Consider the following 13,296-nt stretch of genomic DNA (forward strand, 5'->3'; position numbering starts at 1 on the left):
TATACTGTTGAGAAACATACTAAAAGCGGGGTGATCATGACCAAGTCTGAGTTGATCGAAAGACTATGTAGTCAACAAACCCATCTTTCTGCCAAACAGGTAGAAGATGCCATCAAGGAAATCCTTGAACACATGGCCACTACACTCGAGGAAGGTGACAGAATCGAGATTCGTGGTTTTGGTAGTTTCTCTTTGCATTATCGCGCTCCTCGCGTTGGACGCAATCCAAAAACGGGAGACAAAGTTGAGCTCGACGGCAAGTACGTCCCTCACTTCAAACCGGGCAAGGAGCTTCGCGACCGAGTCAACATTAGCTGATTCGATTCCGAATAAAAAAACGGCATGCTATTCGTATGCCGTTTTTTTTATGTCTATTGCAATGGTCTGACAAGCCAAATTGCTGCATAATCACATATATACCCAAGCCCCTTCTCCTGCAGTCTAAGAAAGGTGAGGTGGTTTAGGTATAAGAGTCCGGTAAGTGTTTGATGCAACATGTTGAGCATCTTAGACCGGAGATAATAATGAGGGAGTGACTGTGAAGATTATTGGTATCGTATTACTCGTCCTGTGTTTTCTTATCACGCTCGCCCTTGGTGCACAGAATCAAGAAGTCGTGAACTTCAACTATCTGGTGGCACAGGGAGAGTTTCGATTATCTCTACTTTTGGGCGTAGTCTTTGGCACTGGTTTTGCTCTTGGTTGGCTGATTTGCGGCATGCTTTATCTGAAAGCGCGAATGTCTGCAGCCATGCTGAAAAAGCAGGTAAACAAGCAGCGCCAGGAATTGGACAAACTGCGTACGGACCCTGTTAAGGAATAAGCGTAAATGCTAGAGCTGCTGTTTCTGTTGCTGCCAATTGCTGCCGGTTACGGTTGGTATATGGGCAATAGGAATGCTCGTCATCGTCGACAGGATCAGTCGCATCATCTATCAAGACAGTATGTCGCAGGTCTTAACCTGCTTTTGTCAGATCAATCTGACAAAGCGGTGGACCTTTTTATAGAACTGCTCCAAGTCGATAACGAGACGATAGACACCCACCTTGCTCTCGGTAACCTTTTCCGCTCCCGCGGAGAGGTAGACCGTGCTATTCGCATTCACCAAAATCTGATCGCCCGTCCCAATCTCACGCTTGACCAGCGCAATCTTGCCCTTCAACAGCTTGCCAAAGATTACATGGTCGCGGGCTTTTTCGACCGCGCAGAAAAAATATTTCATCAGTTAGTCGATGAGCCAGACTACAAAGAGTTTGCGTTGCAGCAGCTTCTCGCTATTTACCAGCAAACCCGCGAATGGGAAAAGGCGATCGATATTGCCAGCAAGCTGGTTAAAGGCGGTAAGAGTAAACTCAAGCGCGATATCTCCCACTTTTACTGTGAGTTGGCAATGCAGTCGATGGGTGATAATGACGAGAAAGGTTCCCGCCAGCTTCTAAAGAAGGCTTTGGCAACGGACAAAGCCTGTGTACGCGCTTCGCTGATGCTGGCTCGCCTCGATATTGGCAATGAAGATTATAAAGATGCAGCCAAAGTGCTCGAGCAAGTACTTGAGCAAGACCCAGACTTTGTCAGTGAAGCGTTGCCTCTACTAGAAAAATGCTACAGCGAAATGGGCAAAGAAATGTCCTTGGTTCGCTTCTTGAAAAGCTGCATTGAAAAAAATACCGGTGCTTCGGCAGAGCTGATGATGTCAGACATTATCACTGACCATGAAAATGCTGCCATGGCACAAAGCTTCCTCACCCGTCAGTTGACGAAAAATCCCACGATGAAAGGCTTCCACAAGCTGATGCAGTTGCATGTTGAACAAGCAGAGGAAGGCCGTGGAAAAACCAGCCTGAATACGCTTAAACATCTGGTTGAGGAGCAACTTAAAGTGAAGCCACACTATCGTTGTCGAAAGTGTGGCTTTTCGACCCACTCGCTTTACTGGCATTGTCCGTCCTGTAAAGGGTGGGGGTCGATAAAACCGATACGAGGCCTAGACGGAGAATAATTAGGAATGCAGGACCCTAAAGTAATTGTTGCATTGGATTACCCAAACATTGATCAGGCGCTGGCGTTTGTTGATCGCATTGAGCCAGGTAGCTGCCACCTGAAAGTGGGTAAGGAAATGTTTACCCTGTATGGCCCTGACTACGTTCGTAAACTTCATGAGCGTGGACATACTGTCTTTCTGGACCTTAAGTTCCATGATATTCCAAACACCTGCGCGCGTGCAGTTGCCGCAGCGGCAGAGCTCGGTGTTTGGATGGTGAATGTTCACGCCAGTGGTGGTGAGCGAATGATGGTGGCGGCGCGTGAAGCGCTTGAACCATACGGTAAAGATAAGCCAATGCTGATTGGTGTGACAGTCCTAACCAGCATGGAACAAAGCGACTTGGCGGGTATCGGCATTAGCCGAGAACCTCAGGATCACGTGATGTCACTGGCGACGTTGACTCGTAACAGCGGTCTGGACGGTGTGGTTTGTTCAGCGCATGAGTCTGCGATGCTAAAGAATGCCCTTGGTCAAGAGTTTAAGCTGGTCACGCCAGGCATTCGTCCTGCGGGCAGCGATGCAGGCGATCAACGCCGCATCATGACACCCGTTGAAGCCGTGACTGCAGGCTCTGATTATCTGGTGATTGGTCGTCCAATCACACAGGCGGCAGACCCAATGGCTGTGCTGACTGAAATCAATGCCTCTTTGGCGTAGAACCTGCCGTTTTAGAACAGTAAGTAAAAAGCCCTGCAATGCAGGGCTTTCTTGTATCAGGCGGTATTGTAGCGGGAGCGCCTGTCGAGCGTGGGCGCAGTGAAATGGCTTTCAATCAGCCTTTGCGTTAAGGCATGCTCAGGTGCGGTAAATACCTGTTGTGTGGTCCCTGCTTCTACCACCTCACCGTTTTGCATCACCATCACTTTATCGGCCATATGTTTTACCACGCCCATGTGCTGGGACACGTAAACATAGGAAAGCCCCATCAACTCCTGCAACTCCAGAAGGAGGTTGAGGATCTGTGAACGCATAGACATATCCAATCCGTTCAAAGCCTCATCAGCAACAATCACACATGGCTGAAGAATGAGCGCCCTGGCTAGCGATACACGTTGCTTTTGGCCGGTCGCCAGCATTTGGGGATAGAAATAAGCATGTTCTGGGAGCAAACCCACCTGACGTAGCGTATCGACAACACGTCGTTCACGCTCTTGCGGCGTCATGTTGGTGTTTCGCTTAAGCGGTGCTTCCAGGATTTGACCTATCTGGTTTCTCGGATTCAATGAAGTATTGGGGTCCTGGAAGATCATTCTGATAAGTTTGCAGCGTGTTTTGTAGTCATTCGCCTGCAGAACTTCGCCATTCACACGAACTTCGCCACCTGATGGAGACACCACACCGGCAAGCATTTTAGCCAGTGTGGACTTGCCTGAACCGTTCTCGCCGATAAATGCCAGAGTTTCCCCGGCTTCAAGCGAAAATGACACTGGCTTTACCGCCTCAATCACCCGCTTAGTGAAAAGACCTGTGCGGTATTGATAGTTTTTACACAAGCCATCGACTTCAAGCAGTGCGGTCATGCTTTTTGACTTCCATATTGAGTGGGAAATGACAGGCAAATTTGTGATTTTTCACTTTACGTGTCCGAGGAACCTCAACACATTTGCGTTGGGCGTAAGGACATCGAGGGCCTAAACGACAGCCAATTGGCAAATGCTGCAAAGGTGGGATCGAGCCCGGCAAAGCCTCCAGTTTGCTCTTATGTGGAATATCCAGACTGAAGTCTGGCATCGCACGAAGCAGCGCGTCGGTATAGGGGTGATGAGGAGCTTGCAGGATTTGTTTTCGCCCTGCTGATTCTACGGATTGCCCGCAGTACATTACCGTAATGCGGTCTGCCCACTGGGTAACTGTTGTCAAGTCATGGCTGATCAGCAAAATCGTCGTATTCGCTAACTGGTTGGTACGACTGAGCAGGCGAAATATTTGTGCCTGTGTGATCGGATCAAGATCGTTGGTTGGCTCGTCTGCGATGAGAAGGCGAGGGCGGTTGGCAATCGCCATCGCAATCATCACCTTCTGACATTCACCATCGGTTAGCTCATACGGATAACTTTTCATGATGCGCTTGTGGTCTTTGATCCCTACTTTGTGCAGCAACGCGATGGACTGTTGTTTGCGCCATGAAAGCCTTTGCCACCAACTTCCACTGAACGAGCCTGAAGGTATCGCTTCTTCTAACTGATAACCCACTTGCTCCGAAGGATCGAGGCAGGTTGATGGTTCCTGGAAAATCATCGCGATATCTTTGCCGACCACATGGCGTCGCTCTCTGGCGGGCAGAGCAAGCAGATCGATATCGCCAAGACGCAAACGGTCTGCGGTCACACGCCAGTTATCTTTGGTGACGCCACAGATGGCTTTGGCCACCAGACTCTTACCTGATCCGGATTCGCCCACCAAACCACGGATTTCACCTTCACTGATGGTCAGGCTCATGCGGTCTACTGCTTTCACCAAGCCTTGAGGTGTTTCGATTTCTATCGTCAGGTGTCGAATATCTAACAACGGCATTACTCTGTCCCCGCGTTAATCGCCTGCGTGATGCCATCACCGACGAGGTTGACGACAAGTACACTTATCATGATAGCCAGTCCTGGCAGGGTCACTGTCCATGGTGCAGTGAACACCAGTTCGATTGAATCACCCAGCATTGCGCCCCACTCTGGAGACGGCGCCTGCGCACCAAGTCCCAGAAAACCAAGCGCAGCAATATCCAAAATCGCAACCGATATGGCACGGGTTAACTCCGTACTGAGTGTGACCAGAATATTCGGTAACACAGAGTGGTAGAGCAGATAGAAACTGTTCGCACCATCCAGACGGGCAGCAAGGATATATTCCTTCTCCATCTCAGCATGTACAGCGGTATACACAGCACGTATAAAACGCGGGATCAGTGCCAGCCATACAGCCAGTAAAATGCTCATCTCTCCGGGGCCTTGGAAAGCGACCACGATAATTGCCAGAAGCAGCGAAGGGATGGTGAGCACGGTATCCAGAAGGTGATTAAGGAAACTGGATTTCAGGCCAGAGGTCATCCCAGCGAGAATACCAATAAGCACGCCTAAGATACCTGCGGCCAGAGCGACAAGAATGGCATAGCCAAAGGTCAGGCGAGAACCTTCAATCAGGCGGGAAAGCATGTCCCTGGTCAGGTCGTCGGTACCAAGGAAATAGTCAACGGTGCCTTTGGTATCCCAAGAGGGCGGCATCAGCAGCTCACCGGTTTGAAATTGTGCACTGTAAGGGGCGATCCAAGGCGCAAGTATGGTCACGAGAACCAGGATGCACAGACACCAGAAACCGAACACTGCAAGTGTATTTTCCCTAAATGCTTTCCATGAGCGCTCAAGTTGCGTTGGGATGCGCTCTTCTAAATAAACACTATTTGAGGGCATACCATTCCTTCCTTGCCAGCGGGCTGATCGCTGCACCGGTCAGATCAGAGAAAATGTTCGCAATCAGTACCACACTGCCGACTGCAAGTACTCCGGCCTGCACCGCGACATAGTCCTGGAAGCTCAGCGCGTCCAATAGCCAGGTACCAATGCCCGGCCAGTTGAAGACGGACTCAGTAATGATGGCAAATGTCATCATGGTAGAAATCTGGATGCCGAACTTTGGAATGATGGGTGGCAGGGCATTTTTCAGCACATGACGCATTACGATTTCTGATTTCGACAACCCTTTGGTTGCAGCTGCCTTGATGTAGTTTTGACTCATGACTTCTGCGACCGAATCGCGCAACAGCTTGATGATTTCAGTCGTCGGCGCTACCGCCAGCACCAGTGTAGGCATGATCAGGTGGCGGATAATATCTTCCAGTGCCTGACTGCGTTGAGGGTGGTTAGACAGCAACACGTCAACGAAGGCAAAACCTGTTACAGTCGGGATCTCAAACAGCAGGTTGTAACGGCCAGAAACAGGCAACCAACCCAGGTACAGAGAAAACACCATGATCATTAGGATAGCCATCCAGAAGATTGGCATCGAGAATGTCACCAGCGTGAGCGATGAAATCACCATGTCTGCTGAAGAACCGCGACGAATCCCAGCCAAGGTGCCAAATGGAATACCGAGAACCAACGCGAGGATGAAAGCAAAAAAGCACAGCTCTAAAGTGGCAGGAAATACCCGTGATAAAGATTCCGTAACGGGTTGACCATTGGCTGCGATACCAAGATTGCCTTGCATGAGTTCACGTAGGTAGTGCACCCAACCCGACCAGAATTCGTATTGATTAAACACCGAAAGCGGGTCGAGCTTCACGATGTTGTAGCCGATCATCGTCAGAATCAGTAGGGTAATAATGAAAAGATTGAGCCGGCGAATAGCATAGATCAACATAGATCAGCGGCTCCTGGATACGTTAGCAAAAGATTTGTCTCCAAACGGGCTTAACGTGATGCCCTGAAGTGACGCATTTCGCGCCTGATAGTGAACACCGTGTGCCAATGGAATCACCGGCATACGGTCATTTAGAATGCGTTGCGCCTGTATATATAAGTCCCGACGTTCATTGCGCTGTTCAATCTCTATAGCAGTGTCGAGAAAGCGGTCAAAGTAGCGATTACACCAATTGGAAAGGTTCCAGCCAGTAAATTTGGCATTACAGGAGAGCAATGGCCTCAGGAAGTTATCCGGGTCGCCGTTATCTGCAATCCATCCGGTTAACACCATGCCCAATTCGTTAATATCGTCCCTGAGCAATTTCCTGTTGATGTCTTCCAGCGCAATGATATTCACTTTGATACCAATCGGCGAAAGATTCGCTTGAATCAACTCTGCCGTTTTCCGTGGACTTGGGTTATAGGCTTTCGGTGTTAAAGGAACGATCAGGTCGACTTCAAAGCCATGTCGGTAGCCGGCTTTCGCCATCAGGCTGAGGGCAAGTTGCGGGTCGTAAACCGCATTAGACTTTTCGTTATAAGCCCAAGACATCGGTGGCAACATGCCGTTAGCGGGTGTGCCTGTACCGTAGTAAACCGATTGGATCAGTGTGTCGCGGTTAATGGCCAGACTAATGGCTTGCCTAACTTCCAACTCAGAGAGAGCGGGGTGACGAGTGTTGAGTGCGAGAAACGCCACATTCATGCCTGTCTGCGAGGCCAGTACAAAATCGGGATTGTTTTCAATAACGGAAAGTTGGCTGGCAATGGGCGATGAAAGCACATCACATTCGCGGGTGATGAGTTTACTTAGAGAGCCCGTACCGCGGTTACTAATGTCGTAGGCGATTTGCTCCATAGGTGCTGCGCCATTCCAGTAACCCCAGTGCCTTTTTAGTCGAATGAAGCGATGAGGTTCATACTCATCCAGATAGAACGCGCCAGAACCCACAGGGTGTGAGTCAATTTCCCCCGGTGTGCCTTTTGTTAAAAGGTGCTCTGCATATTCTGCTGAGTGAATGACCGCATAGGTGGTCGAAAGTGTCGACAGGAATGACACATCGGGTCGAGATAGGACAAATTTCACCGTGTAATCATCGAGGGCGATAACATCGTCAACCAATCCTGCGAAATCCATACTTTCAAACCACGGATAGTCGCCACCTGAGACATTGTGAAAGGGATGCTCAGGGTCGATCAACCGCTTAAAGCTGAAAACGACATCCTCTGCATTTACGCCACGATGTGGAATAAACCAGTCCGTAACCTGAAAGCTGGCGCTCTGGCGAAGATTGAAGATATATTCTTTGCCATCTGGGCTTACTTCCCAGCTCTGAGCCAGCATGGGCACAGGTTTATAGGTTTGTGAATCAAGCTGAAGAAGCCGATCGTAGATTTGACTGGAGAGCGCATCAGCAGTGAGGCCGCCATCGGTCAGCTGTGGGTTAAAGGTGTTCGGTTGACCCGGGCCGCAATAGATGAAACCACGGTTACGCGCAGCGTTATCGGAGAACGGGTCTTCACATCCTGCTAAAAAGAGGATGGTTACGCTTGCCAGCAGCAAGCGGCCTAGAGCGCTCATAAGCCAATGATTAGGTGATAAAGTTAAGTGTTTTAATTTACCACTGAAGCAACTGAGTCACCAAGTGGCGGCGTAAATATCTGGGTAATTTCAGAACAATTGGCGAAAAACTTATGCCGAATCGGTGTTTTCCTCACCAACCAGATTGTATTTTCGCAGCAACCCTCTTATTTGATGGTAGCTTAAGCCAAGCAGCTCTGCGGCGCGTCGTTGATTAAAACGTGCCTGTTCCATCGCCTTTTCAACAATTTCCTTCTCCTGATCCTGCTGCCATTGGCGTAAATCGAGTGGGAAGGTGATTTCTGATTTCGACTCCGCTTTCTCAGTAGGCTTTTCGTTTCTCCAGGGCGCTTTGAATGGGTCGAGTTGAATGTCTTCGGAATCAATCTCGCTGCCTTCGTCTGCGTGACGGTATATGGCCCGTTCTACCACGTTTTTCAGCTCACGTACGTTACCTGGCCAGCGATAAGTGTTGAGTAGTTTCACGGCTTCCGTAGAAAAGCCGGAAAAGTAGCTGTAACCGAGTTCACGACACATCTTCAGCGCGTAATACTCGGCGAGAAGCAGGATGTCTCCCTGACGTTCTCGCAATGGCGGAAGGTGGATAACATCAAAGGCAAGCCTGTCGAGGAGATCAGCGCGGAACTCCCCGTCATCGGCCATCTGGGGCAAGTTCTCGTTAGTCGCGCACACCAGCCTGACATCCGCGCTCAGCACATCGCTGCCACCCACGCGTTCATATTCACCGTATTCGATGACGCGAAGCAGTTTTTCCTGCACGCCAAGTGGCGATGTCGCCAGCTCGTCCAGAAACAAAGTCCCACCTTCAGCCCGTTCAAAGCGGCCTTTGTGTTTTCCTTTCGCGCCACTGAAAGAGCCGGCTTCATGGCCAAACAGCTCAGAATCAATCAGGCCTTCACTCAGTGCTGCGCAGTTCAGGCTGACCAGCGGGCCGTCCCAACGGCGTGACAAATAATGCAGGCGCTTGGCGATGAGTTCTTTACCTGTACCCCGCTCCCCCAGGATCAGTACAGGGCGGTCGAGCGGCGCAAGACGGGAGACATGATCGAGGACGGAAAGGAAGTGATCGGATTCGCCAATCAGGTTGTCAGGTTTTTGCATGGTGAAATTTGCCAACTGTTAGTTTATTTCATCATACCCTTATGAGTGAAAAATGCACGCAATGTGTTAACTTGTTGTAATTTATAGGATATAAAAGTTGGCACGGGGATTGATATATATCTGGCAAATGAGGTTTTTCCTCACCTGTAAGCGCACAGAGCGCATTCGGCAAAAAGGAGCATCACAATGGGTATTTTCTCTCGCTTTGCAGATATTGTTAACGCTAACGTCAATTCGCTGCTGGACAAAGCAGAAGATCCACAAAAAATGGTTCGCCTGATCATTCAGGAAATGGAAGACACACTGGTTGAAGTTCGCACTTCTTCAGCACGTGCGCTGGCAGACAAAAAAGAACTGGCGCGTAAAATCGAAGGCATTGAACGTCAACTGACAGATTGGCAGGAAAAAGCGACACTGGCCCTTCAGAAATCTCGTGAAGATCTGGCTCGCGCGGCACTGATTGAAAAGCAAAAAGTGCACGATGTCCTGCTGACCCTCAAAGAAGAGTACAATCTGGTCGAAGAAACTATCGGTAAACTGGGTAACGAAATTGCAGAGCTTGAAACCAAGCTGGCAGAAACCCGCGCCCGTCAGCAAGCACTGGTAATTCGCCGTGAAGCGGCAGGCAAACGCCGTGATGTTCGTCGCCAACTGGACACTGGTCGCACTGATGAAGCGCTGGCAAAGTTCGAGCAATATGAGCGCCGCATCGATGAGCTGGAAGCAGAAGCAGACAGCTACAGCATCGGCAAAGGCAAACGTCTTGAAGACGAATTTGCAGACCTGCAAGCGCAAGACGAAATCGAAAAAGAACTTGAGCGCATGAAAGCGGAACTTAAGGATAAAGAATAAGCCCTCGCAAAGGTAAGGAGTAGGCATGTCAATGGCGTTTCTTTCAATTCCACTGGTGGTGTTTTTTGTATTCGTTGCACCACTGTGGTTGTGGCTCCACTACCGAAGTAAACGACAAGTTGGTCAGGGTTTGAGTGGTGATGAGTTTGAGCAATTGCAAGCCCTGGCAAACCGCGCGGAAGCTTTACAGGACCGCATTCATTCTCTGGAGCGCATTCTTGATGAGGAAGCGCCAAATTGGAGACATAGACAATGAGCAAAACGTTGTATCGTGATCCTGTAAACGGGAAGATCGGTGGCGTTTGTGCAGGTGTCGCCGATTACTTCGGGATGGAAATCTGGTTAGTGAGGATCCTGACTGTGACGGCATTTCTGATGGGACTGGGCTTTTTCGTTATCGTGGCATACATTGCTGCCATGCTCATCCTTGAAAAAATGCCGCCGGAAGAGGCAAAACGGACTTTCCATTACAAAGAACATCAAGTGAAACAAAAACCTTGGCAACAAGGTAAATCAGCAAGCCAATTGCTTGCTGATATTGATAATGAAATGGGAGAGATGGAGCGGGACGTTGGCAAAATGGAAGCGTACGTGACATCAAAAGAGTATGAACTAAATCGACAGTTCAAAAAGCTCTAAACAAAGCAACAATAGTTATTGTGTCCTCATCCCCCGCTTTTATCGCGGGGGATTTACCTTTTGAGGGGTGCTGCTATTTATGAATTCAGTGAAACGTCAGGTGAATAAATGGGTGAGTCGTAGTCTGGACAGGCACGTTCGTCTTGCCGTGACTGGACTTTCCCGTGCAGGTAAAACCGCGTTTATCACCTCACTCATCAATCAACTGCTGCACAGCGCGACCAATCCGCGCATGCCTTTGTTTGCGCCCGTCCGCGAAGGACGTGTTCTCGGTGCGCGACGTGTACAGCAGAGTCAGCTGCATATTCCTGCCTTTGACTACGATCTTGGCATTCAATCATTGCGCGCTCATCCGCCAACATGGCCTTCTCCAACGCGCGATGTCAGCGAGATCAGACTGGAAATCCGTTATCGACCTGAAAAAGGGGCGATGAAGTTATTGCAAGATACCGCAACGCTGTATCTCGACATCGTTGATTATCCCGGAGAATGGCTGCTTGATTTGCCACTGCTCTCCATGAGTTTTGATGAATGGTCGCGTAAACAAAGTGGCATCTTGACTGGCAAGCGCAAAGAGCTGGCAGAGGCTTGGCTGGAAGCGCTCGACAGCTTCGACCCATTGGCAGACGCGGATGAAAAACTGATCGGCGAGATAGCGGCGAAATTTACCGCTTACCTTCATGCCTGTAAGGAAGAAGGGGGGCTGCATTGGGTGCAACCGGGCCGATTTGTGTTACCGGGTGAATATGCAGGCGCGCCCGTGCTTCAGTTTTTCCCATTGGTTGGCAATAAGTATGGTGAAAACCAACTGGCGAATGCGCCGAAAGGCAGCAACTACGCCATGCTGAAACAGAGATACGATTACTACTGCCAGCATATTGTGGAAGGCTTCTATCAAGAGCATTTCTCTAAAGTCGATCGACAGATCGTGCTGGTGGATACCTTGCAACCACTCAATGCAGGCCCAGCGTCGTTTAACGATATGCGAATGGCGTTGGAGCAGCTAATGCAAAGCTTCCGCTACGGAAAAAGCGGTTTGCTGCGCCGACTCTTTGCACCGCGCATCGACAAGATACTGTTTGCGGCGACCAAAGCTGACCATGTGACGCCAGACCAGCACCCGAATCTGGTTTCTCTGCTCCAGCAGCTGATCCACGAAGCTTGGCAAACAGCGGCATTTGAAGGCATTGATATGGAGTGTGTCAGCTTGGCGTCGATTCAGGCGACTGAGCCCGGCATGGTAAACCATCAGGGTGACACCATGTCTGCACTGCGCGGCACGTTGGAAAATGGCGAGCCGATGTTGATGTACCCGGGCGATGTGCCGTCGAGGTTACCGGGCGAGGCTTTCTGGCAGGATAACCAATTCGAGTTCCGTCAGTTCCGTCCGCAGCAAACCGATGTGGATGAGCCATTACCACACATTCGCGTGGACAAGGCGCTGCAATATTTGCTGGGCGACAAACTGAGGTAGGAGGCGAGATGAACGATTATAAAAAAGCTGTCGTGTTTGATGAGCCTGAAAAACAACAGGATGAGTCGCCTGAGCTGACGTTTCAGCGTCAATTTGAGCAGGACAACACTTCGTTTGCTGTCACCAGCATAGAAGAAGAAAGTGATGCCGAGAAGGCACTGGAAGCGACGTTAACCTCTACGAGAAAAAAGCGTTGGGGATTGCGAGCGCTCGCCGTTGCAGGCATTGGTTTGGTTGGCTGGCAAACGGTTGATTCTGTGTGGAAAGCAGTACAGGCCGGAGATTGGCTGACTGTCGGCTGGAGCGGTTTTGTCGCCGGTATCGCGGCGATGGGCATAGGCGCATTGGGGCGGGAATTTCTGGCACTCCGTCGCCTTAAAGGCCGACAGGATGAACGCGAGGAAGTCACTGCCATCATGGCGGCTGAAGGCATCGGTAAAGCCAAAGGCGTTTGCGAGAAGCTTTCCAAACAGTCAGGGGTTGAACTGACGGCCGGTTATGATAAATGGCAGACGTCGCTGGCAGCGACGCATAACGACCGGGAAGTGTTCGAACTCTACGACCAGATGGTAGTGACAGAACAAGATGCCCGTGCCAAGAAAATGGTGACCAAATACGCCTCAGAAGCCGCGGTCATGGTCGCCCTCAGCCCATTGGCTGTGGCTGACATGTTGTTGGTGGCATGGCGAAACTTCAGGCTGCTGGAACAAATCTCCAAAGTATATGGTGTGAAGCTGGGCTACTGGTCGCGCATTCGCTTGTTGAGGTTAGTACTGGCTAACATGGCATTTGCAGGAGCCAGTGAAGCGATCACGGATATTGGTACGGATCTACTTTCGGTCGATATCGCAGGCAAGCTTTCTGCGAGGGCTGCGCAAGGGCTAGGTGTTGGGCTGCTGACGGCGAGGCTGGGTTATAAAGCCATGTCTGTGATGCGCCCACTGCCTTACATTGGCACCAAAGCCCCAAAATTGTCTGACATGCGTAAGCAGTTACTTACCAAACTCACTCCAGGAAACTAGGGGCTGTTGGCCTTTGGTGGTTGAATTTTGTTCAAGCCATAAGCGCTTTAGGCACGGCGAGGTGTATGCCGCCTAGTCATTCTAAGCAAATACACCTCAACAAAGCATAAAGCGCTCAGGGCAGAACCCTTCGGGCAGCGTTTGTGGGGAATTTCTGCAGCGTTATCGGC

General features: G+C 50.2%; 15 protein-coding genes. 9 read left to right on the top strand and 6 right to left on the bottom strand.

Going from position 1 to position 13,296, the window contains the following annotated elements; all coding sequences use genetic code 11:
* Positions 1 to 36: 36 nt before the first annotated feature.
* From ihfB to pyrF, 4 genes are all read left to right on the top strand, one after another.
* A complete protein-coding gene (gene ihfB / locus RN22_RS09460) occupies positions 37 to 318 on the top strand; it encodes an integration host factor subunit beta (RefSeq protein WP_002539244.1) in 282 nt (93 codons plus the stop codon).
* Positions 319 to 538: 220 nt separating this feature from the next.
* Positions 539 to 823 (top strand): LapA family protein, encoded by a 285-nt coding sequence (locus tag RN22_RS09465; protein ID WP_002539246.1) that lies wholly within the window; start codon positions 539 to 541, stop codon positions 821 to 823.
* Positions 824 to 829: 6 nt separating this feature from the next.
* The gene (lapB, locus tag RN22_RS09470) at positions 830 to 1,999 is read left to right on the top strand and encodes a lipopolysaccharide assembly protein LapB (RefSeq protein WP_046304072.1); all 1,170 of its coding nucleotides are present in this window, start codon (positions 830 to 832) and stop codon (positions 1,997 to 1,999) included.
* 6 nt (positions 2,000 to 2,005) lie between these two features.
* Positions 2,006 to 2,701 carry an orotidine-5'-phosphate decarboxylase gene (pyrF, locus tag RN22_RS09475; RefSeq protein WP_046304073.1) on the top strand — a complete coding sequence of 232 codons (696 nt, stop codon included), beginning with the start codon at positions 2,006 to 2,008 and terminating at the stop codon, positions 2,699 to 2,701.
* Positions 2,702 to 2,757: 56 nt separating this feature from the next.
* Here the strand turns inward: pyrF and RN22_RS09480 are convergent, their stop codons facing one another.
* From RN22_RS09480 to pspF, 6 genes are all read right to left on the bottom strand, one after another.
* Positions 2,758 to 3,564, bottom strand: coding sequence for an ABC transporter ATP-binding protein (locus RN22_RS09480; RefSeq protein ID WP_046304074.1), 807 nt, complete (start codon positions 3,562 to 3,564; stop codon positions 2,758 to 2,760).
* Positions 3,548 to 4,558 (bottom strand): oligopeptide/dipeptide ABC transporter ATP-binding protein, encoded by a 1,011-nt coding sequence (locus RN22_RS09485; protein ID WP_002539252.1) that lies wholly within the window; start codon positions 4,556 to 4,558, stop codon positions 3,548 to 3,550. The genes RN22_RS09480 and RN22_RS09485 overlap by 17 nt, the downstream gene beginning before the upstream one ends.
* Complete coding sequence (gene sapC / locus RN22_RS09490; RefSeq protein WP_002539254.1) at positions 4,558 to 5,445, bottom strand: putrescine export ABC transporter permease SapC; 888 nt, start codon at positions 5,443 to 5,445, stop codon at positions 4,558 to 4,560. The genes RN22_RS09485 and sapC overlap by 1 nt, the downstream gene beginning before the upstream one ends.
* Complete coding sequence (locus RN22_RS09495) at positions 5,432 to 6,394, bottom strand: ABC transporter permease subunit (RefSeq protein WP_002539255.1); 963 nt, start codon at positions 6,392 to 6,394, stop codon at positions 5,432 to 5,434. The genes sapC and RN22_RS09495 overlap by 14 nt, the downstream gene beginning before the upstream one ends.
* 3 nt (positions 6,395 to 6,397) lie before the next feature.
* Complete coding sequence (gene sapA, locus RN22_RS09500; RefSeq protein ID WP_002539256.1) at positions 6,398 to 8,017, bottom strand: ABC transporter substrate-binding protein SapA; 1,620 nt, start codon at positions 8,015 to 8,017, stop codon at positions 6,398 to 6,400.
* A gap of 111 nt (positions 8,018 to 8,128) precedes the next feature.
* Positions 8,129 to 9,139 (bottom strand): phage shock protein operon transcriptional activator, encoded by a 1,011-nt coding sequence (gene pspF / locus RN22_RS09505; protein ID WP_046304075.1) that lies wholly within the window; start codon positions 9,137 to 9,139, stop codon positions 8,129 to 8,131.
* A 186-nt stretch (positions 9,140 to 9,325) separates the two neighbouring features.
* Here pspF and pspA point away from each other — a divergent pair, with 186 nt between their 5' ends.
* The 5 genes from pspA (at position 9,326) to RN22_RS09530 (ending at position 13,126) form a co-directional block, all read left to right on the top strand.
* A complete protein-coding gene (pspA, locus tag RN22_RS09510; RefSeq protein WP_002539260.1) occupies positions 9,326 to 9,991 on the top strand; it encodes a phage shock protein PspA in 666 nt (221 codons plus the stop codon).
* Positions 9,992 to 10,016: 25 nt separating this feature from the next.
* Complete coding sequence (pspB, locus tag RN22_RS09515; RefSeq protein WP_002539261.1) at positions 10,017 to 10,247, top strand: envelope stress response membrane protein PspB; 231 nt, start codon at positions 10,017 to 10,019, stop codon at positions 10,245 to 10,247.
* Positions 10,244 to 10,630 (top strand): envelope stress response membrane protein PspC, encoded by a 387-nt coding sequence (gene pspC / locus RN22_RS09520; protein ID WP_046304076.1) that lies wholly within the window; start codon positions 10,244 to 10,246, stop codon positions 10,628 to 10,630. Before pspB ends, pspC begins: the two co-directional genes overlap by 4 nt.
* 79 nt (positions 10,631 to 10,709) lie before the next feature.
* Positions 10,710 to 12,104, top strand: a complete 1,395-nt coding sequence (locus RN22_RS09525) for a YcjX family protein (protein ID WP_046304077.1) — start codon at positions 10,710 to 10,712, stop codon at positions 12,102 to 12,104.
* Positions 12,105 to 12,112: 8 nt separating this feature from the next.
* Positions 12,113 to 13,126, top strand: coding sequence for a YcjF family protein (locus RN22_RS09530; protein ID WP_046304078.1), 1,014 nt, complete (start codon positions 12,113 to 12,115; stop codon positions 13,124 to 13,126).
* The last annotated feature ends 170 nt before the right edge of the window (positions 13,127 to 13,296 follow it).

It is taken from the genome of Grimontia sp. AD028 (assembly GCF_000973155.1).
GTDB classification, from domain to species: domain Bacteria; phylum Pseudomonadota; class Gammaproteobacteria; order Enterobacterales; family Vibrionaceae; genus Enterovibrio; species Enterovibrio indicus.

Coding starts and splice junctions, on each gene's coding strand:
- ihfB (WP_002539244.1), top strand. CDS start 37: ATGACCAAGTCTGAGTTGATCGAAAGACTATGTAGTCAACAAACCCAT.
- lapB (WP_046304072.1), top strand. CDS start 830: ATGCTAGAGCTGCTGTTTCTGTTGCTGCCAATTGCTGCCGGTTACGGT.
- pyrF (WP_046304073.1), top strand. CDS start 2,006: ATGCAGGACCCTAAAGTAATTGTTGCATTGGATTACCCAAACATTGAT.
- RN22_RS09480 (WP_046304074.1), bottom strand. CDS start 3,564: ATGACCGCACTGCTTGAAGTCGATGGCTTGTGTAAAAACTATCAATAC.
- RN22_RS09485 (WP_002539252.1), bottom strand. CDS start 4,558: ATGCCGTTGTTAGATATTCGACACCTGACGATAGAAATCGAAACACCT.
- sapC (WP_002539254.1), bottom strand. CDS start 5,445: ATGCCCTCAAATAGTGTTTATTTAGAAGAGCGCATCCCAACGCAACTT.
- RN22_RS09495 (WP_002539255.1), bottom strand. CDS start 6,394: ATGTTGATCTATGCTATTCGCCGGCTCAATCTTTTCATTATTACCCTA.
- sapA (WP_002539256.1), bottom strand. CDS start 8,017: ATGAGCGCTCTAGGCCGCTTGCTGCTGGCAAGCGTAACCATCCTCTTT.
- pspF (WP_046304075.1), bottom strand. CDS start 9,139: ATGCAAAAACCTGACAACCTGATTGGCGAATCCGATCACTTCCTTTCC.
- pspA (WP_002539260.1), top strand. CDS start 9,326: ATGGGTATTTTCTCTCGCTTTGCAGATATTGTTAACGCTAACGTCAAT.
- pspB (WP_002539261.1), top strand. CDS start 10,017: ATGTCAATGGCGTTTCTTTCAATTCCACTGGTGGTGTTTTTTGTATTC.
- pspC (WP_046304076.1), top strand. CDS start 10,244: ATGAGCAAAACGTTGTATCGTGATCCTGTAAACGGGAAGATCGGTGGC.
- RN22_RS09525 (WP_046304077.1), top strand. CDS start 10,710: ATGAATTCAGTGAAACGTCAGGTGAATAAATGGGTGAGTCGTAGTCTG.
- RN22_RS09530 (WP_046304078.1), top strand. CDS start 12,113: ATGAACGATTATAAAAAAGCTGTCGTGTTTGATGAGCCTGAAAAACAA.